Annotated in this window: 21 protein-coding genes and 1 riboswitch; of the genes, 12 read left to right on the top strand and 9 right to left on the bottom strand. The window is 63.9% G+C overall.

Going from position 1 to position 19965, the window contains the following annotated elements; all coding sequences use genetic code 11:
• Window positions 1–149 precede the first annotated feature (149 nt).
• Both MesoLj_RS19065 and MesoLj_RS19060 read left to right on the top strand, forming a co-directional pair.
• A complete protein-coding gene (locus tag MesoLj_RS19065; RefSeq protein ID WP_140772893.1) occupies window positions 150–533 on the top strand; it encodes a RidA family protein in 384 nt (127 codons plus the stop codon).
• Window positions 534–752: 219 nt separating this feature from the next.
• Complete coding sequence (locus MesoLj_RS19060) at window positions 753–1556, top strand: creatininase family protein (RefSeq protein ID WP_202321777.1); 804 nt, start codon at window positions 753–755, stop codon at window positions 1554–1556.
• A gap of 276 nt (window positions 1557–1832) precedes the next feature.
• On the opposite strand, the gene MesoLj_RS19055 is transcribed toward MesoLj_RS19060, so the two are convergent.
• Window positions 1833–2342: a tyrosine phosphatase family protein gene (locus MesoLj_RS19055; RefSeq protein ID WP_202321776.1), complete on the bottom strand. Its 510-nt coding sequence runs from the start codon at window positions 2340–2342 to the stop codon at window positions 1833–1835.
• Window positions 2339–3385 (bottom strand): threonine-phosphate decarboxylase CobD, encoded by a 1047-nt coding sequence (gene cobD / locus MesoLj_RS19050; RefSeq protein WP_202321775.1) that lies wholly within the window; start codon window positions 3383–3385, stop codon window positions 2339–2341. The genes MesoLj_RS19055 and cobD overlap by 4 nt, the downstream gene beginning before the upstream one ends.
• Between cobD and cbiB the strand changes: the two genes are divergently transcribed.
• Window positions 3384–4358, top strand: coding sequence for an adenosylcobinamide-phosphate synthase CbiB (gene cbiB, locus MesoLj_RS19045; protein ID WP_202321774.1), 975 nt, complete (start codon window positions 3384–3386; stop codon window positions 4356–4358). The genes cobD and cbiB overlap by 2 nt on opposite strands.
• On the opposite strand, the gene cobO is transcribed toward cbiB, so the two are convergent.
• Genes cobO through MesoLj_RS19025 form a run of 4 tightly spaced genes read right to left on the bottom strand, consistent with a single transcriptional unit; the run spans window position 4355 to window position 6501 of the window.
• A complete protein-coding gene (cobO, locus tag MesoLj_RS19040) occupies window positions 4355–4984 on the bottom strand; it encodes a cob(I)yrinic acid a,c-diamide adenosyltransferase (protein ID WP_202321773.1) in 630 nt (209 codons plus the stop codon). The genes cbiB and cobO overlap by 4 nt on opposite strands.
• Window position 4985: 1 nt before the next feature.
• Window positions 4986–5501 carry a bifunctional adenosylcobinamide kinase/adenosylcobinamide-phosphate guanylyltransferase gene (cobU, locus tag MesoLj_RS19035; RefSeq protein ID WP_202321772.1) on the bottom strand — a complete coding sequence of 172 codons (516 nt, stop codon included), beginning with the start codon at window positions 5499–5501 and terminating at the stop codon, window positions 4986–4988.
• Window positions 5494–6306 carry a CbtA family protein gene (locus MesoLj_RS19030; protein WP_202321771.1) on the bottom strand — a complete coding sequence of 271 codons (813 nt, stop codon included), beginning with the start codon at window positions 6304–6306 and terminating at the stop codon, window positions 5494–5496. The genes cobU and MesoLj_RS19030 overlap by 8 nt, the downstream gene beginning before the upstream one ends.
• Before the next feature lie 15 nt (window positions 6307–6321).
• Window positions 6322–6501 carry a CbtB domain-containing protein gene (locus tag MesoLj_RS19025; protein ID WP_027029535.1) on the bottom strand — a complete coding sequence of 60 codons (180 nt, stop codon included), beginning with the start codon at window positions 6499–6501 and terminating at the stop codon, window positions 6322–6324.
• Window positions 6502–6537: 36 nt separating this feature from the next.
• Window positions 6538–6735: riboswitch (cobalamin riboswitch) on the bottom strand.
• Between the two features lie 144 nt (window positions 6736–6879).
• On the opposite strand from MesoLj_RS19025, the gene MesoLj_RS19020 reads away from it, so the two are divergent.
• A complete protein-coding gene (locus tag MesoLj_RS19020) occupies window positions 6880–8049 on the top strand; it encodes an aromatic ring-hydroxylating oxygenase subunit alpha (protein ID WP_202321770.1) in 1170 nt (389 codons plus the stop codon).
• A gap of 3 nt (window positions 8050–8052) precedes the next feature.
• Here MesoLj_RS19020 and MesoLj_RS19015 read toward each other — a convergent pair whose 3' ends face one another.
• Window positions 8053–9252 carry an MFS transporter gene (locus tag MesoLj_RS19015; protein WP_140772871.1) on the bottom strand — a complete coding sequence of 400 codons (1200 nt, stop codon included), beginning with the start codon at window positions 9250–9252 and terminating at the stop codon, window positions 8053–8055.
• A 209-nt stretch (window positions 9253–9461) separates the two neighbouring features.
• On the opposite strand from MesoLj_RS19015, the gene MesoLj_RS19010 reads away from it, so the two are divergent.
• The gene (locus MesoLj_RS19010) at window positions 9462–10460 is read left to right on the top strand and encodes a heparan-alpha-glucosaminide N-acetyltransferase (RefSeq protein WP_202321769.1); all 999 of its coding nucleotides are present in this window, start codon (window positions 9462–9464) and stop codon (window positions 10458–10460) included.
• Entirely contained in the window at window positions 10457–10933 is a 477-nt protein-coding gene (locus MesoLj_RS19005) for a methyltransferase family protein (RefSeq protein WP_202321768.1), read from the top strand. The genes MesoLj_RS19010 and MesoLj_RS19005 overlap by 4 nt, the downstream gene beginning before the upstream one ends.
• A gap of 6 nt (window positions 10934–10939) precedes the next feature.
• Here the strand turns inward: MesoLj_RS19005 and MesoLj_RS19000 are convergent, their stop codons facing one another.
• Window positions 10940–11326, bottom strand: coding sequence for a MerR family transcriptional regulator (locus MesoLj_RS19000; protein ID WP_006203215.1), 387 nt, complete (start codon window positions 11324–11326; stop codon window positions 10940–10942).
• Window positions 11327–11463: 137 nt separating this feature from the next.
• Window positions 11464–12876 carry a magnesium transporter gene (gene mgtE / locus MesoLj_RS18995; RefSeq protein WP_140772865.1) on the bottom strand — a complete coding sequence of 471 codons (1413 nt, stop codon included), beginning with the start codon at window positions 12874–12876 and terminating at the stop codon, window positions 11464–11466.
• Window positions 12877–13291: 415 nt separating this feature from the next.
• On the opposite strand from mgtE, the gene MesoLj_RS18990 reads away from it, so the two are divergent.
• The 6 genes from MesoLj_RS18990 to MesoLj_RS18965 all read left to right on the top strand — a co-directional run bounded on the left by MesoLj_RS18990 (window position 13292) and on the right by MesoLj_RS18965 (window position 19963).
• A complete protein-coding gene (locus MesoLj_RS18990) occupies window positions 13292–13912 on the top strand; it encodes a response regulator transcription factor (RefSeq protein WP_202321767.1) in 621 nt (206 codons plus the stop codon).
• 123 nt (window positions 13913–14035) lie between these two features.
• Window positions 14036–15226: an aminotransferase class V-fold PLP-dependent enzyme gene (locus MesoLj_RS18985; RefSeq protein ID WP_202321766.1), complete on the top strand. Its 1191-nt coding sequence runs from the start codon at window positions 14036–14038 to the stop codon at window positions 15224–15226.
• 11 nt (window positions 15227–15237) lie between these two features.
• Window positions 15238–16191, top strand: coding sequence for an HpcH/HpaI aldolase/citrate lyase family protein (locus MesoLj_RS18980; protein WP_202321765.1), 954 nt, complete (start codon window positions 15238–15240; stop codon window positions 16189–16191).
• A 38-nt stretch (window positions 16192–16229) separates the two neighbouring features.
• Window positions 16230–17414 carry a malate--CoA ligase subunit beta gene (locus MesoLj_RS18975; RefSeq protein ID WP_202321764.1) on the top strand — a complete coding sequence of 395 codons (1185 nt, stop codon included), beginning with the start codon at window positions 16230–16232 and terminating at the stop codon, window positions 17412–17414.
• 128 nt (window positions 17415–17542) lie between these two features.
• Complete coding sequence (gene sucD, locus MesoLj_RS18970; RefSeq protein ID WP_202321762.1) at window positions 17543–18442, top strand: succinate--CoA ligase subunit alpha; 900 nt, start codon at window positions 17543–17545, stop codon at window positions 18440–18442.
• Window positions 18443–19093: 651 nt separating this feature from the next.
• Entirely contained in the window at window positions 19094–19963 is an 870-nt protein-coding gene (locus MesoLj_RS18965) for a MipA/OmpV family protein (protein WP_202321760.1), read from the top strand.
• Window positions 19964–19965 lie beyond the last annotated feature (2 nt).

The raw sequence follows: 19965 nt of genomic DNA, 5'->3' as shown, positions 1-19965 counted from the left end.
CCATCTGCGAAAGCCGGAAAGGTCGTGCTGCACCGGAGGCATCGTGCCTATTTTTTGAACGCCTGTCCACAATCGCACCGGCGCCATCCCGGGCCATCTTGAAGCTGTAGTGAATACGGCCTTAGGCTGGCGGTATCCAGGAGATTGCCATGTTCAGATTCCTCACACCCAAGTCGATCAAGCCTCCCTTTGCCCGCTACAGCCACGGCGTTGAAGTGCCCGCCGGCAAGCGGCTGGTGCTGTGCTCGGGCCAGGTCGCCATCACGGCGGACGACCAGATCCCCGAGGATGCCGGCGCCCAGGCCGAGCTCTGCTTCCGCAACATCGAGGCGATTCTTGGAGAGGCCGGGATGGGACTTGGGGATATCGTGCGCATCAACGCCTACGTCACCGACCGCGCGCACCTGCGGCCCTATATGGATGTCCGCGACCGGCTGTTTTCAAGCCCGGCACCGGCTTCGACGCTGATGATCGTTTCCGGATTTGCCCGCCCCGAATTCAAGGTCGAGGTCGAAGCCATCGCCGCCGGGTAAGAAGCGCTAGTGAAACCCTACGAATCGACAGTCCAATAGTCTAAAGTCACGCGAAGTTGGCGCTGCCCCTCATCCGCCTGCCGGTACCTTCTCCCCGTATAGAGACGGGGAGAAGGGAAGCACTCCGACGCTGGCGATCCCCCTCTCCCCGTTCTTCACGGGGAGAGGGTAACGGTGAGGGGCAGCGCCGACACCAAATCAGTTCCGTCGAGGCACAGAATGAACGATACAAAAAGACGCGTCTGGTGGGGTGACTACCGGACCACAGAATACGCCTCGATCGATCCGGAGGCGACGATCGCCGTCCTGCCGGTGGCGGCGATCGAGCAGCACGGCCCGCATCTGCCTGTCTCGACCGATACCTCGATCATGAACGGCATGCTCGACACGGTGATCGCCCGCCTGCCCGGTGATCTCGACATCCGCATCCTGCCGGTCCAGGCGGTGGGCAAGTCGAACGAGCACCTGCATGCGCCGGGCACGCTCACTTTGCCGGCAACGACGCTGGTCGACGCCTGGACCGAACTTGGCGTGTCGATCGCGCGCGCCGGCGTGCGCAAGCTCATCGTCGTCAATTCGCATGGCGGCAATGAAGAGATCATGGGCATCATCACGCGCGAATTGCGGGTGCGCGAAAAGATGCTGGCGGTGAAGACGAGCTGGCAGCGTTTTGGCCGGCCGGCCGGCATGTATACCGAACTCGAGGATCGTCACGGAATCCATGGCGGCGATGTCGAGACCTCGCTGATGCTGCACTTCCGGCCGGATCTCGTCGACATGGCCAAGGCCGAGAATTTCGTTTCCAACGTCGCCAGGGCCGAGAAGGAATTCTCGCTGCTGCGCCATACCGGCACCCATGCCTTTGCCTGGATCGCTGGGGATCTCAACCCGAACGGCGTGGTCGGCAATGCCAGCATCGCCACGGCGGAAAAAGGCCGGCTGACCGCGGAGCATCAGGCCGACGGCTTCATCAGCCTGGTCAGGGATGTGCGCAAGGCAAAGCTCGCCGATTGGCTGAAGTAGGATGGTCGCCTGACACAGACGCTCATCGCGCCCTTCTAAGATTGGCCGAAGCCCCTGACTTCGTCATCCTGGAGCGAAGCGACGCAGCGCAGACCCCAGGATCCATGCTGGGACTCGGAAGCGCTGCTACGGTGCAGAATTCCGCTCCGCTGCACTCTACGGTTGATGTCGCGGCATGGATCCTCGGGTCTCCGCAACGGAGCTTCGCTCATGCTCCGCCCGTAGATGACGAACGCAGGGAGGCTTCTGCCGAATCTCCGAGATTGCGATGGTTTGCTAGCTGTCGATCTTCAGCTCGAACGGCGTGCCCTCAAACGCGTCGGCGCCGCGCCCGATCGACTGGATCGCCTCGATCATGCGGCCATCGCGCTCCAGCAGCGCGTCGGCCACCGCAATCAAGCGCGGATTGGGTGTCGCCGAGGGCGAAAGTGTCCTCAGCGTCCGGGCCAGTTCGACCTCGTCGCGCTTTGGCGCGAGCGCGGCGGCGATGATGTAGGCCGAAGCCGTCGAGCGGCTGATGCCGGCATAGCAATGCACGACCATGGGCTTCGCCCGGTCCCACCGGCGTGCGAAATCGAGCAGGGTGCGGACATGCTCCTCGCCCGGCATGGTCATGTCGTCCTGAGCCACCGCGATATCGTGCATGACCAGATGCAGATGATTTTCCCTCGATATCGACGCCGGACGCGTCACATCCGTCCCGACGGAGAGCAGCGACAGCATGCGCTCGGCACCGGTCCTGGCCACCGTTTCCTCGATCTTCGACAGCGAACAGACATGGATCATGGCTTTGAACCCCTTGACCGATCCTCGCGCAGCATCGCCCAATCGGCAAGGGCCGATTCGAGCCGCAGCCATTCCTCCTGACTTCCCGGCAGGCCGGCGCGCAGGACATGCGGCCGGCCGGAGAAATGCCGAAGCAGGACGCCACGCTCGCCAAGCGCTGAAAACAGGCCGGCGGCATCCGGCAGGCTGAGATAGCGGAACAACGTGGTGCCGCCCGCGACAGGCACGCCGAAACGGTCGAACAATGAGTCCAGCCGCGCCGCCGCGTCCGCCAGGGAGGCCCGCATCGTTTCCTGCCAACCGAGATCGGCAAGCGCGCGGATGCCGTATTCCAGCGCCGGGCCGGCAACAGCCCATGGCCCGAATTGCGATTCCAGGGATTCCACCGTCGCTGCATCCGAAAGCGCGAAGCCGAGCCGCAGGCCGGCGAGACCGAAGAACTTGCCGAACGAACGCAGCACGACGATGCCGCCTTGATCGACATCACCGGCGAGGCTCTGCTGGCGCGGGCCGACATCCATGAACGCTTCGTCGACGACCAGCAGCCCGCCTTTTGCGCGCAGCCCGGCGGCCAGCGCCAGCAGCCGGTCGCGCTCGATGACGCGACCGTCGGGATTGTTGGGATTGACGATGATGGCAAGGTCGGCCCGCGCCAGCGCCGCGAAATCGCTGACTTCGCTCACTTCGTGACCGGCGATCGCCGCGGCACGCGCATGTTCGGCATAGGTCGGCCCCAGCACCAACGCCTTGCCGGGCCTGATCCGCGACGCCACACGCGGCAACAGGATCTGCGTGCCGGGCGCGGCGACGACGTTGGCCGGCGACGGCGCGCCGTAGGCCCTGGCCGCTATCTCTGTCAGCTCACGGGCCCGCCCGGCTTCCGGCAATCGCCACAGCGAGGTGGCGGGCAGGTCGAAAAGCGGGTAGGAGAGCGGATTGATACCGGTAGAGAGGTCGACGAAAGGCAATACGGCGTTGGGGAAAAGCACCCTCGCCCGGCCGAGACTTCCACCATGGTCCACCGCTCCTTCAAGAAGCTTCATGTCAGTCCTGATCGCTTTCCTGTCATTGGCCGTCGAATTCGCCCTCGGTTACCCGGATTGGCTATTTCGCGCCATCGGCCATCCGGTGACGTGGTTCGGCAGGCTGATATCCTTTCTCGATCGCAGGCTCAACCGCGCCACTGATCCCGACGCACTACGTCGCCAACGCGGTGTCCAGGCACTTCTGGTCATCGTGCTGGTGCCGGCAGTGATCGGCCTTTGCGTACAGCTTGTCCTGCTCTGGTTCGTTCCCCTGGGACTGGTCGTTGCCGCCCTTCTGGCGACATCGCTTCTGTCGCAGAAGAGCCTTTACGAACATGTCGAATCCGTCGCCGACGCGCTCGATACAGGCGGGCTGGCCATGGGCCGTGTCGCCGTCTCGCGAATCGTTGGCCGCGATCCCGAGGCGCTCGACCGCGCCGCCGTCTGCCGTGCGGCGATCGAAAGCCTGGCGGAGAATTTTTCCGACGGCATCGTCGCTCCCGCCTTCTGGACCGGTGTCGGCGGGCTGGCCGGCGGAGCCGCCTACAAGGCCGCCAACACCGCCGATTCGATGATCGGCCACCGCACCCCGCGCCACGAGGCCTTCGGCTGGGCGGCGGCGCGCTTCGACGACTGGATCAACCTGCCGGCCTCTCGGCTGACGGCGCTGCTGATCGTGCTGGCGGCTTTCGTGGTCAGGGACGCCGATCCCCGCGGCGCCTGGCATGCGGTGTGGCGCGACGCGAAAAAACACCGCTCGCCCAACGCCGGCTGGCCGGAAGCGGCAATGGCGGGCGCGCTCGGTCTGGCACTGGCCGGACCGCGCAGCTATGGCGGCGTGCTGGTCGACGATGTCTTCATGGGTGAAGGCGGCCGCCGCGACGTCGACAGCGGTGACATCAGGCGGGCGCTGAAACTCTACCGCGTCGCCGACTATCTGCTGATCGCGCTGTTCGGCTTGGTCTCGGTGATCGCGGTTCTGGCGTTCTAGAACTCGATCCCTTGCTGGGCTTTCACGCCCGCCGAAAAATGGTGCTTGGTCACACCCATTTCGGTGACCAGGTCGGCCGCTTCGACCAGCGCCGGCTTGGCGTTGCGGCCAGTGACGACGACATGCAGGCCCTCGCGACGCGCTTTCAGCCCTGCAACCACCTTGTCGAGATCGAGATAGTCGTAGCGCAATGCGATATTGAGCTCGTCGAGCACGACAAGGCTGATCGACGGATCGGCGATCAGCTCCAGCGCCTTGGCCCAGGCGGCTTCGGCAGCGGCGATATCGCGCTTCAGATCCTGCGTTTCCCAGGTGAAGCCCTCGCCCATTGCGTGCCAGACGACGCGATCGCCGAAGGCAGCGAAAGCATCCTTCTCGCCCGTGTGCCACTTGCCCTTGATGAACTGGACGACGCCGACGCGCTTGCCATAGCCGAGCATGCGGAGCGCCAAACCGAACGCTGCTGTCGTCTTGCCCTTGCCCGGGCCGGTGTTGACGATCAGCAGACCCTTCTCGATCGTCTTGGCGGCCACCTCGGCGTCCTGCACCGCCTTGCGCTTGGCCATCTTGGCGCGGTGGCGCTCTTCGTCCCTGTCTTCGGTGGTCTTGCCGTCGATATCGGTCATCTCATTTCACCTTGAGCGGCAGCCCCGCCACCATCAGCAGCACCGTATCGGCGATCGCCGCGACCTGCTGGTTGAGCCGACCGGCCTCATCACGAAACCGGCGCGCCAGCGCATTATCCGGCACGATGCCTTGCCCGACTTCGTTGGATACCACGAACCACGGCCCGCGCGACCGCGACAACACATCGGCCAGCCGCCGGCATTCAACCCCAAGGTCATGGTCAGCCAGCATGTGATTGGTCAGCCACAGCGTCAGGCAGTCGACCAGCACCGGCCGGCTATCGGGCAAAGCCTCGAGCGCGCCGGCGAGGTCGAGCGGCGCATCGATGGTCGTCCAGCCCGCGCCGCGCCGCGCCCGATGCAGCGCGATGCGCTCGCGCATCTCGTCGTCATAGGCTTGCGCGGTGGCGATGTAGGTCCATGGCGAGGGCAACGCCGTCACCAGGGTTTCGGCATGCGCGCTCTTTCCCGAGCGCGCACCACCGATGATGAAGGTCAGCCTGCCGCGATCAGGCAAAGCTGTCGCGCAGGCTGGTCGCGGTGCCGGTGAAGCGTCCGCGCACCACGCCGACGACGGCGCCAAGCACCAGCCAGAACACCAGACTGGTCAGCGTCACCGCCACCACGAACTGGTGGTGCAGGCCTTCCGGGATCGGTGTCTCGAAGCTGTCGGGCTGCGGCGCGCCGACAATGTGCGGCGCCACGATCAGCAGCACGGCAAGGATGGCAAGCGGCAGCGACTTGCGGAACGCGATCAGGCCAAGCCCAATGGCGGTCGCGACCACCGTTGCCACCCACCAGATCTGCCGCTGTGTGAGGTCGGCCGCCGGCATGGCCGGCAGTTCCGGCGGCAGGCCGAGGCCGGGCGCCAGCGTGAACACGGCAAAGCCGGCCAGGCCCCAGAACACGCCCTGGCGCCAATTGCCGATGCCGCCGGCGAATTCCGAAACAGCGACCAGGATCAGCGCGAAGCCGATGCCGGTGACGACGTTGGACACCACGTTGAAGGCAAAACGCTCGAAGCCGTCGGCCGGCGCCCAGCCCTCGTCTTCGGCCGGAGCAGCCGCTGCGGCCGGAGCCGGGGTGGCAGCGCTCATGGCATTCGATGCCGCCGGCGCGGCGGAACTCATTGCGTTGCCGCTGGCTACATCAGCCGGCGCCGCGGGTGCGGCGGCATGGTCATGGCCGCCTTCGGCCTGTTCGTAGACTTCCGCCTTGAGGATCAGCGGCACAGTGGCATAGGCCTGCATGCAGGCGAGGACGACGCCGGCCACGAGCCCTGCGATCGCCGCGATGAACACGACGTTGCGAAACAGATTCATGATGTCAGATCCTCGTCAGTGGCAGGGAAACGCCATCGAATGCCGGTTGTCATGACCGGCATTGTGGACCGCATCGATATGCGAGAAGCCGACGAAGCCGATGATGAAGGTGCCGAGCAGCGCGGCGAGCGCCAGCTGCATGAAGCGCGACTGCGAGGAGACGGAGGCGCCGAGGGAGACGGAAGCGGTAGTCATGTCTTGTCCTTTCACCCTCCACCCGAGGGCATCGAAGTCAGTTTCCTGTCGCCGGCAGGTCTCCTGGCTCACGGATCAGCGCCCTTCCCCACCTTCCCGAAGACAAATCTTCAGTGGCATATGGAGAGGACTACCGCACACAGTTGCGGGGGCAGCAACGGCATTGGGCAACAAGTCAGCCCGCACCGCATTCCCTCTTGGCTCCAAAATGGAACCGACGACATCAGCGACTATAGGCAGAATCATCGCCTCCGGCAAACCAAATTCCGCCGGTAACCAGCGCGATTACGCCATGCCGGCCACATCAGCCATCATCGGCGCAACAATTGACAATTATGCCGGCCGGGTGTCGGCTGGCCACTTCACAGGAAGCCAGCCATGCAGCCCATTGCCAGCGAGCGCGATCCCTATAACGGCCTGACCCAGGCCGAACCCACCCTGCCCTCATCGGCCTATTGGGATGAAGCGGCCTATCAACTGGACCTCGATGCCATCTGGTACAAGAACTGGCTGCTGGTCTGCCGCGAGGCCGATCTGGCCCAGCCGCTGGCCTTCCGCCGATTCCGCATCGGCACGCAGGACATCATCGTGCTGCGCGACGACACCGGCGCGCTGCGTGCCTTCCACAACACGTGCCGGCATCGCGGCTCGCAGCTTTGCCAGGAGAGCGAGGGCCGGCTGAAGGCGCGGCTGATCACCTGCCCCTATCATGCCTGGTCCTATTCGCTGCGCGGCGACCTCGTGCGCGTGCCGTCGAAATCATTGCCGGACGGCTTCGACAAGGCCGACCATCCGCTCTATCGCGTCGCACTCTCGGTATGGCGCGGCTTCGTGTTCATCAATTTGCAGGAGGATGCGGCCGGCTCGGCGCAGGCATCCTTCGACCCTGCCTCCGGCAATCTCGGCAACTGGCCTCTGGAAACGCTGGTGGCGGGCCATGTGCTGCGCAAGGTGATGCACTGCAATTGGAAGATCTTTTGGGAGAACTTCAACGAGTGCCTGCATTGTCCGGGCGTCCACAAGGACCTGTCGCGGCTGGTGCCGATCTATGGCCGCGGCCTGATGAGCCGGCATGACGACCCCGAATGGACCCGCCACGCCGACAATGACGCGCCGGAGTTTTCCGGTGGTCTGCGGACGGGCGCCGAAACCTGGTCGAGCGACGGCAAGACCCATGGGCCGATCTTCTCGGGATTGACACCGGCCGAACGCGCCGCCGGCCAGACCTACGCCACCAGCCTGCCCTCGATGTTCATCGTCGGCCATGTCGACTATGTCAGGACCGTCCGGCTGGTACCGCTCGGGCCGGAACAGACGGAACTTGTCGCCGAATGGCTGTTCGCGCCCGAGGCGCTGGCCGCGACCGACATCGACAACATCATCGCCTTCGGCACACAGGTGCTGGAGGAGGATGCGGCGATCTGCGAGGTCAACCAGAAAGGCCTGCGCTCGATGCGCCACGCCGCCGGCGTGCTGATGCCGGAGGAATATGAACTGCACCGCTTCCACAACTGGGTGCGCGAGCGCCACGCGGCACTTTCACCGTGATCCTCACAGCGACTTCGGCAGATAGCGCCAGGTCACGAAGCCGCACGCCGCCGCCAGCAGGCTGAGCGTGACGAACACCGACCCCAGCCCGAAGAAGATCAGCACCACCGAATAGACAAGCGGCGGCGTCAGTTCGGAAAAATCGAGATAGGTGCGATAGACCGCAGCCATCTGCGGCCGTTCATAAGATCGTACAGAACGCATGAAGGCGGTCGAGCCCAAGGCATCGAGCGCGATGGTGAAGAACGCGCCACCAAGCAGGAAAGCGCCGGTCAGCAATGGCGCGGTCGCGCCCACCGTGCCCGCGGCCAGCAGCATGGCCGACATGGCGAAATAGGCAAATGTCATGGTGCGCCGGCCGCCAAAGCGTTTTCCAGCCTTGCCCCAGAAGATCGCCATGAACAAAAGCGCATTGCCGGCCGAGACAAGGAGGCCGCCGGCGATATCGCCCTGCCCGGTGATCACCATGAACAGCGGCCCATAGACGAAGAACGTCGTCCAGAAGCAGGAGCGGCCGAAGGCGATCAGCCAGGCGAGCCTCAATCTGGGCTGCGCGACGAAGCGGCCGATATTGGCGAGCGGATTGGCCGGCCGGGTCTTGCCGGGCCGGATAGACTGGTTGTCGCCCAGCCGATAGGTCCAGAACAGCGCCAGCAAGGCCAGCGCGAACACCGCCACCGCGCCATGCGCCGCATAGATGCCGAAGCGTGTATAGAGGAAGATGCCGAGCGTCGGCCCGCCGGTCCAGGCGACCATCGACCACGCCATGCGCAGCGATTCGGCCTGCATGAAGTCGGTCTTGCGGATGTGGTCCATGATGTAGAGATTGAGGGTGATCGACAGCGCGCTGGCGCCCATCACCCGGCACAGCATCCCGGCCAGTTGCCCGGCAAGCGTATGGGTGACGAAGAACAGCGAGCCGATGGCGAGCAGGCAGGCGCCCGCCGTATAGACCCAGCGCCGGGCAAAGCGGCGGATCAGCATCGGCATGAACAAGGTCACCGACAGGCCGAGCAGCGCCACGATGGTGTAGAGGATCGAGACGATCTGCTCGTTGTGCAGGATCTCGTAGGCCTGGATCGGGATGACGCTCGACACCGTGGCGCGGGCAAAGGACTCCACCGCGTAGAGCGAGGCGAAGGTGCGCGCATCCGCGGCCTTGAGGGCCGGGAGCCAGATCGGATGGCGCACATGGGTGGACATTGCTTCCCCAAAGCAGAATCACCGGCCAAATCCTGCCTTGGTCATCCCCGGGCGATTAAGAGGAAACCGACCCGTTACCGGCCAAAAGCGAAGCCGGTCAAAGGCTTCCCGGCTCTGGCCTAAAGCGTCGCTTGATCCACCCCCTGGCCTTCTTCTGTCCCGTCCAACCGTGATAGTCCTCAGGCGGGGCTGAATCAGATCGCGAGACCATGACCATCCATACGCCGACCGTACCCGTTTCGGAGCCATCCAGGCGCATCGTCGCCATCGACATCGTGCGCGGCGTCGCGCTGCTGGCCATGGCGAGCTACCATTTCACCTGGGACCTGGAATTCTTCGGCTATACCGATCCGGGCCTCACCGCTTTCGGCTGGTGGAAGATCTACGCACGCTGCATTGCCTCGACCTTCCTATTCCTGGTCGGCATCAGCCTGTATCTCGCCCATGGCCGGCAAATCCGCTGGAACGGCTTCTGGAAGCGGTTCGCCATGGTTGCCGGAGCGGCGATCGCCATTTCGATCGTCACGCGAATCGCCACCCCTGACGGCTTCATCTTCTTCGGCATCCTGCACCAGATCGCGCTCGCCAGCCTGCTCGGCCTCGCCTTCCTGCGCCTGCCCGCACTGCTGACGCTTGTCATTGCCGCGCTCGTCATCGCGGCGCCCATCCACCTGCGCTTCGAGGCGCTGGATCATCCCTGGCTGTGGTGGATCGGCCTGTCGGCGATCAATCCGCGATCCAACGATTATGTGCCGCTGTTTCCATGGTTCGGCGCGGTGCTTGTCGGCATCGGCGTGGCGAAACTCGCCTCCGCATCCGGCATGCGAGCCCGCCTTGCGAGCCTCAAACCCGGCCGCTGGGCCAATCCGCTGGTCTTCATCGGCCGCCACAGCCTCGCCTTCTACCTGATCCACCAGCCCCTGCTGATCGGCTGCGTCTGGCTATTCTCGCAAGTGATGCCGGCCCAGGTCGAAACCCCGCAGGTCAATTTCCTCAAAACCTGCCAGCGCTCGTGCGAGCAGACGCGCAACGCAACCTTCTGTTCGAGCTATTGCGGCTGCATGCTGACGACGCTTGAGGGCGAAGCCTCTCTTGATCGGCTCGAGAACAACGACCAGACTGCGGAATTCCGGGCGCATCTGGGCGATCTGGCCGGCAGCTGCACGGCCCAGACCGAAGACAAGATGGATGAGGGAGGAACGCAATGACCGAAACCCAGCCGAAGCCCGGAGTGATACCGTGGCCGCCGGTTATCTACACCGCGGCGATCGCCGTCAGCATCATCCTCGGCATGCTCTATCCCCTGCCCTGGATCGGCGATCTCCTGGGCGACATCCTGTTCGCGGCGGGCTGGGTGGCATTGTTCGGCGTCGCCGTGCTCTGGTTCACCGCCATCCGCACCATGATGCGGGCCAGGACAACGCTCAATCCCAATGCCGTGCCCGACCATCTCGTCACGACCGGCCCCTTCGGCGTCACCCGCAACCCGATGTATCTCGCCAACACACTGCTGTTGATCGGCGTCGCCTTTGTCTCGGGGATAGCCTGGTTCCTGCTCTTTGCCTTCATCGCCGCCTTCCTCACCCAGAAACTGGCGATCGAGGGCGAGGAAAAGATACTGGCAGCGAAATTCGGCAAGAAATACCGCGACTACGCGAAGCGGGTGCGGCGCTGGATTTGAACAGCTTCAGGTGTTGACGCCAAGCTCCACGAGCCGCTCGACGCAGGATTCCTCGGCCTGGTCGAGCTCGGCCAGCGTCTCCTCGAGGTCGCGGCGCTTCTGCCTCAGATCCTCGCGCTTTTCCTCGATGCGCTTGATCATCAGCTTGAGCTGCCCGACCTCGCCCGGCGGCTCCTTGTACATCTGGATGATTTCGCGGATCTCGTTGATCGAGAAGCCGAGCCTTTTGCCGCGCATGATCTGCCGGATGAGATGGCGGTCGGAGGGACGAAACAGCCGCGTGCGGCCGCGCCGCACCGGCTGCACCAGGCCTTCGTCCTCATAGAAACGCAGCGTCCGCGTCGACACGTCGAATTCGCGGGTCAGTTCGGTGATCGAATAATATTCCCGCATTGTCACTCCAAGTCGGAATTCCGGGCGACCGCCACGTGGCGCCGCCTTCTGTCCCGAACCAAACCCTTGGCCGCCGGAATCGACATGGCCCCCGCGCGAGCCTCGCACGGCATTTACGTAAAAGTCAATTGAGGCCACTACCTCACGCCGAACCACCAGCTTGCAAGGCCAAGGAAAGCGAAAAAGCCGACGCAGTCGGTGACGGTGGTGACGAAAACCGCCGACGCCACGGCCGGGTCGATCTTGAACCGATCGAGCAGCAGCGGGATCAGGATGCCGGCAAGTGCGGCCGCGAACATATTGATGATCATCGCCGCTCCGATGATCCCGCCCAGGTTGGGATCACGAAACCAGACGGCGGCGACGATGCCGATCAGAACGGCAAAGACGATGCCGTTGATGAAGCCCACACCCATTTCGCGGCGGATGATGCGGGCGGCATTGTAGATGTCGAGGTCCTTGGTCGCCAGCGCCCGCACGGTGACGGTCATGGTCTGCGAACCGGCATTGCCGCCCATGCCGGCCACGATCGGCATCAGCACGGCGAGCGCCACGATCCGCTCGATCGTGTGGTCGAACAGGCCGATCACCGATGCCGCCAGAAATGCCGTGACAAGGTTGACCAGCAGCCAGGGAACGCGCGAGCGCGAGGTCGCAAACACTGTGTCGGAGAGTTCCTCGTCGCCGACGCCGCCCATGCGCAGCAGATCTTCCTCCGCTTCCTGCTGGATGACGTCGACGACATCGTCGATGGTCAGCACGCCGACCAGCCGCTCATTCTCGTCGACGACCGCGGCTGACAAAAGATCGTACTGCTCGAACTCCCGCGCCGCCTCTTCCTGGTCCATGGTGGCCGGAATTGCGTGGCGCGTCTCGTGCATGACATCCTCGACCTTGACCGCGCGCTTGGTGCGCAGGATCTGGTCGAGGTCGATGGCCCCCAGCAGCTTGAAGGTCGGATCGATGACGAAGATCTGGCTGAAGCGCTCAGGCAGGTTCTTGTCCTCGCGCATGTAGTCGATTGTCTGGCCGATGGTCCAGAACGGCGGCACCGCGACGAACTCGGTCTGCATGCGTCGCCCGGCGGTCTCTTCGGGATAGTCGAGCGAGCGGCGCAGCCTGATCCGTTCGGTGAAAGGCAGCTGCGACAGGATCTCGTCCTGGTCCTCCTTTTCGAGATCTTCGAGAATGTAGACCGCGTCATCGGAATCGAGTTCCTGCACCGCCTGCGCGATCTGCGCATTGGGCAAATGATCGACGATCTCCATGCGGATCGCCTCGTCGACCTCGGTCAGGGCGGAAAAGTCGAAATCGGCGCCCAGCAGCTCGACCAGGGCCTGCCGCTGTTCGGGATGCAGCGCCTCGATCAGGTCGCCCAGTTCCGACTGGTGCAGATGGTCGACTTCATGCTTGAGGGTCGGCGTATCGCGATCGGCGATCGCGGCCCCGATCTGGGCAAGGAAGGACGGGAGGACCGCACCGTCCTCGCCATAGATATCGGCGCGGGCATCGTCAGCCGCCTTGGCGGAGGTCGTCTGCTTGTCCTCCACCAGCGCCTCCCGCCATCCCGGAAAAATTGTGCCTCAGGTCTAGAACATCGGCCCCTAAAGCGGAAACCGGTTTCGCGGAAATCCGATGCATCTCGCGCACAGACGCGATTCGATTCAAGAACTTATCGCTCTAAGGCACGGAATATCAAACGAAACGCCTGCTCCACATCGCCCGGTGAGTGTATCGCGGATGGGTGACCTGGCAATGCCTATCCCATCGATAACCAGCCAATCCGGGCTTCAGACGGCGCGACAGCCGATGTCGCTGGGGAAAGAGCACCCCGGCGCGATTGGGGCAGAATTGTCATCATACGGGTCCAGGCCTGAAGCCTGACCTCGGAGTTGCAGCCCAGGACAAAAACGGCCCTTGAACAGCAAGCCCGGGAAAACGAGCAAGGCAGTTGGCGACCGGCGCATGCGCATTGTCGTCGCCGAGCGCAATCCATTCGTCATATCGGCGCTGCGCGAAATGCTCGAATGCGACGGCCGTTTCGAATTGTTGAGCACCGTGCAGAGCGGCAGGCAATTCCTGGATCTGGCTGATAGGGGCGGGTTCGACGTCGCCGTCATCGGCTGGAAGCTCGCCGACATGGACGGCGCTGATGTGCTGGCCGAGGTCCAGAGCCGCAAGCTCGACGTGCGCATCACCGTCTTTTCCAACGACCATGACATCGGCATCCTGAAGCAATGCGTGCGGCTCGGCGCCCAGGGCTACTGTTTCCAGTTCGACGACCCAGCCATCATCTTCGACACGATCCTGGCGGTCGCGCATGGACGCATCTGCATCCCCTATATCGACATCAACAAGGTCAACGACACGCCGCTGGCGCAGCTCACCGTGCGTGAACGCGAGCTGCTGGCGGTGCTTTCCGACGGCTGGACCAATCTGCAGATCGCCACGCGGACCGGCATTTCCGAGAACACGGTGAAGTATCACCTCAAGAATCTCTACGACAAGCTCGACGTCCGCAACCGGGCGATGGCTGTCGCGCTCTATGCGCGAGAGAGGCGTACCCAGAAGCAGCCTTTCGGGTAGGCTGAGCGGGTAGGCTTCCCCCACCCGCGCGCGGCGAGATCTTACCCGCCAAGGTGTTGTTGGCTTTAGCCGTCGAAAAGAAACTCCCCCCACCGCTTTGCTGGATCAGGAGGAGTTCGCACCATGGCCGGTTTCACCCATCTTTTCATTCCCGGGCCGACCAACATCCCCGAACAGGTCCGGCAGGCGATGAACCTGCCGATGGAGGACATGCGCGCCGCGTCGTTCCCCGATCTCACCTTGCCGCTGTTCGAGGACATCAAAAAAGTCTTCAAGAACGAGACCGGCCGCGTCTTCATCTACCCGTCCTCCGGCACCGGCGCCTGGGAAGCGGCGATGACCAATGTGCTCAGCCCCGGCGACCGCGTGCTGATGTCGCGCTTCGGCCAGTTCTCGCATCTGTGGGTGGACATGGCCGAGCGCCTCGGCTTCGAGGTCGACGTCATCGACTGCGAATGGGGAACCGGCGTCCCGCTCGAGCTCTATGCCGAGAGGCTGAAGGCGGACAAGACGCACCGCATCAAGGCAATCTTCTGCACGCAGAACGAAACGGCGACCGGCGTGACCAGCGACGTTGCCGGCTGCCGTGCCATTCTCGACGACGCAAAACACCCTGCCCTGCTCTTCGTCGACGGCGTGTCGTCGATCGGCTCGATCGACTTCCGCCAGGAGGAATGGGGCGTCGACTGCGCCGTCAGCGGTTCGCAGAAGGGCTTCATGCTGCCCGCCGGCCTCGGTTTCCTCTCGGTCAGCAAAAAGGCGCTCGTTGCTTCGCGAAGCGCCACCCACCGGCGCTGCTTTTTCTCCTTCGAGGACATGATCCGCGCCAACGATGCCGGTTATTTCCCCTACACGCCGGCCACGCAGCTTTTGCGCGGCCTGCGCGCCTCGCTCGACCTGATCGCCGAGGAAGGGCTGGACAACATCTTCGCCCGCCACCATCGCCTCGCCGAAGGCGTGCGCAAGGCGGTCGATGCCTGGGGCCTGAAGCTGTGCGCCAAGGCGCCGAAATGGCATTCCGATACAGTGAGCGCCATTCTGGTTCCCGAAGGCATCGACAGCGGCGACGTCGTCAAGCGCGCCTACCGCACCTACCAGACCTCGCTCGGCGGCGGCCTCAACAAGGTGATGGGCAAGGTCTTCCGCATCGGCCATCTCGGCTGGCTGAACGAGGTGATGGTGCTCGCCTCGCTGTCGGCGGCCGAAATGGCGCTGCTCGATTGCGGCGTGCGCCTGGCGCCTGGTTCCGGCGTCGGCGCCGCCATCCAGCATTTCCGCGCCTCGGCCGCCGTGCCGGTCGCCGAAGCCGCCTGAGGGAGCCGACGATGAGCCACACCATCAACCACCTCAGGAAATTGAGGCTCCAGCGCAGTGAACTGGCGGTTCCCGGCTCCAGCCCGGAGATGATCGACAAGGCGGCAAACAGCGCCGCCGACTTCGTCTTCCTCGACATCGAGGACGCGGTCGCCCCGCCCGACAAGGAACGCGCCCGCAAGAACATCATCCAGGCGCTCAACGACATCGACTGGCGCGCCAAGGGCAAGACCGTCTCGGTGCGCATCAACGGGCTGGACACCCATTACATGTACCGCGACGTGGTCGATGTGATGGAACAGGCCGGCGACCGGCTGGACACCATCCTGGTGCCGAAAGTCGGCGTGCCGGCCGATCTCTACATGGTCGAGGCCATGGTCAACCAGATCGAGATGGCCAAGGGCTTCAAGACCCGTGTCGGCTTGGAAGCCCTGATCGAGACCGCGCTCGGCATGGCCAATGTCGAGGCGATTGCCGCGACACCCGGCAGGCTCGAGGCGATGCATTTCGGCGTCGCCGACTATGCGGCAAGCTGCAAGGCACGCACCGTCAACATTGGCGGCCTCAACCCCGACTATCCCGGCGACCAGTGGCATTTCGCACTGTCGCGCATGACCGTCGCCTGCCGGGCCTACGGCCTGCGCGCCATCGACGGACCGTTCGGCGATTTCTCCGATCCGGAGGGCTACATCGCCGGTGCGAAGCGCGCGGCGGCGCTCGGCATCGAAGGCAAATGGGCGATCCACCCCTCGCAGATCACGCTTGCCAACGACGTCTTCTCGCCGCCGGAAAAGGAAGTCGCGCGGGCCAGGCGCATCCTTGAGGTGCTCAAGGAAGCCGAGGCCCTGGGAAAAGGCGCCGCCGCACTCGACGGCAAGATGATCGACGCCGCGTCGGAACGCATGGCGCGCAATGTTCTGGTGGTCAACGAGGCCATCGAACGCGCCGGCCAACTGACCAGCTAACGGCCGCGCCACGCATTGACGGTTCAGGGAGGACAACAATGGACATCCACGAATATCAGGCCAAGGAACTGCTCGCCCGGCATGGCGTGCATGTGCCGCGCGGCGGGCTGGCCTACAGCCCCGAACAGGCAACCTACCGGGCGCGCGAGATCGGCGGCGGCAAATGGGTCTTGAAGGCGCAGGTTCACTCAGGCGCCCGCGGCAAGGCTGGCGGCATAAAACTGTGCGCCAATGACGAAGAGATCTCCAGCGCCGCCGAAGCAATGCTCGGGCGCAAGCTGGTGACCCAGCAGACCGGCCCGCGCGGCAAGCTGATCTCCAGGCTCTATCTCGAGGAAGCCGTCGACATCGCGCAGGAGCTCTATGTCGGCTTCGTCCTCGACCGCAAGGAAGAGCGCGTGATGATCGTGGCCTCGGCCGCCGGCGGCATGGAGATCGAGGACATTGTCGAGAAGGCCCCCGATTCCATCCTGCGCACCTCGGTCGATCCCGGCGTCGGCATGCAGCGTTTCCAGGCCCGCGAAATCGCCTTTGGGCTCGGCCTCGATCACGACCTGATCGGCAAGGCGACCGAGACCATTTTCAGCTGCTACCAGGTGTTCCGCGACTACGATGCCTCGATGCTGGAGATCAATCCGCTGGTGGTGACCCGCGACGGCAATCTGATCGCGCTCGACGCCAAGATGTCGTTCGACGAGAACGCGCTGTTCCGGCGGCCGGAAATCTCCGAACTGCGCGACAAGAGCCAGGAAGACCCGCGCGAAACCTTTGCCAGCGACCGTGGTCTCTCCTATGTCGGCCTCGACGGCAACATCGGCTGCATCATCAATGGCGCCGGGCTCGCCATGGCGACCATGGACATGATCAAGATCGCCGGCGGCGAGCCGGCCAATTTCCTTGACATTGGCGGCGGCGCCTCGCCCGAGCGGGTGGCGAAATCCTTCCGCGCCGTGCTCGGCGACAAGAATGTCGAGACCATCCTGGTCAACATCTTCGCCGGCATCAACCGCTGCGACTGGGTCGCGGAGGGCGTCATCAAGGCGATACGCGAGGTCGGCGTGACCGTACCGCTGGTGGTGCGGCTCTCCGGCACCAAGGCTGAGGAAGGACGCCGCATCCTGGCCGATTCCGGCGAGGCCGTGATCGTCGCCGACACGCTGGCCGAAGCCGCCGAAAAAGCCGTCGCCGCCTGGCGAACGGCCACCAAGAAAAAAGCAGCCTAGAGCCGGATGATTTCAGGTCGAATCGACCTGAAATCTGAATCCGTCTCTAAAATCAAACAGATAGAGCATGATGTCGTCCGAAAACCGCTTCACACTTTTCGGCATCATGCTCTAGGGAGGTCGAAAAAATGGCAATCCTGCTCAACCGCAGCACCCGGGTCATCGTCCAGGGTTTCACCGGCAAGATCGGCAGCTTCCATGCCGAGGACATGAAACGCTACGGGACCAAGCTTGTCGGCGGCGTCACCCCCGGCAAGGGCGGCCAGACGCATCTCGGCCTGCCCGTCTTCAACACCGTCAAGGGCGCGGTGCGCGAGACCCGCGCGGAGGCGAGCATCGTCTTCGTGCCGCCGCCCTTCGCCGCCGATTCGATCATGGAGGCCGCCGACGCGGGGATAAAACTCTGCGTCTGCATCACCGACGGCATCCCCTCGCAGGATATGATGCAGGTCAAGCGGTACATGCGCCGCTACCGCTTCGAGGACCGCATGCGGCTGATCGGCCCGAACTGCGCCGGCATGATCACCCCGGGACAGGCGCTGATGGGCATCATGCCCGGCTCGATCTACCTGCCCGGCCGCGTCGGCATTGTCGGCCGTTCCGGCACGCTCGGCTACGAAGCGGCCTCGCAGATGAAGGCGCTCGGCATTGGCGTGTCGACCAGCGTCGGCATCGGCGGCGACCCGATCAACGGCTCCTCCTTCAAGGACATGCTGAAGCTGTTCGAACAGGACGACGAGACCGACGCCGTGGTGATGATCGGCGAGATCGGCGGACCGCAGGAAGCCGAAGCCGCGATCTGGGCACGCGACAACATGCGCAAGCCGCTCATCGCCTACATCGCCGGCCTCTCCGCCCCGAAAGGCCGCCGCATGGGCCACGCCGGCGCCATCATCTCCGCCTTCGGCGAGTCGGCGCAGGAGAAGGTCGAAATCCTGAAGGAGGCAGGCGTCATCATCGTGCCGACGCCGTCGTCATTTGGCGAGGTGGTGGCCGATACGCTGGCGCGGATGAAGAGGGCGGCATAACCTCTGGGAACAGGCTGCCCTAAGGGCAGTTGCCGAAACACGAGGCGGCGCGATCTGAATGCGCCGCCCAGCGGTCCCTTCCAAACAGTCGAACAGCCCACGCCACGATGGGAGCCCGCCCGCTTTCGACGGCGGGGAATCTGGCAGAAGCCGGTTCGGCCCAGCCCTTAGGTCGGGCAGCCGAAGCTAGGACAAGCTATCGCCGTCACGGCGGACAGCTTTTCGCGCCTTACGAACACCGGCTTCACATAAGTCTTCTTCATGGTATCTCCCCTTTGCCAAAACCCACGAAGCGACCCTTGCCGTTGCCTGGATCGCATTGTCAAGCGAGCTGTCAGCAACCACCAATAACGAAACAGTGACAGCCTTGTTTGGCAGCTCAGTTTAGGAAGCAGCCCGCCGCTGATGAACTTTAATTGGCCGACAAATAATCCCTCGACAGCGGTCAGGCCGGCCCATCGTCCTGACGAGCGGGACTATCAAACACTCCCGAGTCTGACGCTTCGCCGTTCCAGAGGCGCGCACGCACGGAGCCAAGATCAGGCCAAGATTGCGCAACAAAACTTAATATCACTTCATGCATGCAGCCATTTTCACCTGAAATAGTCCGGGCATCGGAGGCTCTTACTGCCTCCCTGCTCTGGAGCATGCATGTACAAAATGGTTTCTGGACTCTTCGCCGGCCGGGCCTCCCTCGCGGCGATGGCAATCCTGTTTTCAACGCATTCTGAGATCGTGCTGGCGGCGGATGCCATTGCCGTCGACACCGATGCCGACGACACCGGGGATCCGACCCCGCCGCCCAATCCTTCACGTTTCGGGCGCTTCGAACAGAAATTGGCCGACTGGCATGTCGTCCTTGGCGGCGGCGCCATCATCGTTCCCAAATACGAGGGCAGCAACGAGTTCAAGGTCATGCCGGTGCCTTTCATATCGGCGACATTCCTCGACACGGTGACGATCGATCCGACGGGCGCCAACATCGCCGTCTATGAACAAGGGCCGTTCGAGCTCAGTGCGCGGCTTGGCTACGACATGGGCCGCAAGGAAGACGATGCCGATCACCTGCGCGGCCTGGGGGATGTCGACATGGGCGCGGTCGTCGGCGCCAAGGCGGCGGTGAAATTCGGTCCGGCGGAAATCTTCGCGCAACTGGACAAGACCATCGGCGGCAGCGACGGCCTGGAGGGCACGCTTGGTATTGAGGTGACCCAGCCTCTGTCCCCGTCATGGATGGTCGGCGCCGCCGCATCGGTCGTCTTCGCCGACGAAAAATACATGCAGGCCTATTTTGGCGTCACGCCGGAGCAATCGGCTCGCTCGGGGCTGGCGCGTTACGATGCCGGCGCCGGGTTGAAGCGCGCCGATTTTTCGATTTCCGCCACATATATGCTCAATCGCAACTGGATGGTGCGTGGCCAGGCGGGGGTCGGCATTCTTGTGGGGGACGCTGCCGACAGCCCTGTTGTCGTCGACAAGATCCAGCCCTCGGGAATGCTTCTCGTCGGATATCGGTTTTGATG

Source organism: Mesorhizobium sp. 113-3-9 (assembly GCF_016756515.1).
Lineage (GTDB): Bacteria > Pseudomonadota > Alphaproteobacteria > Rhizobiales > Rhizobiaceae > Mesorhizobium.
Note: the sequence above shows the minus strand (reverse complement) of the source record. Positions and strands in the feature narration are given on the sequence as shown.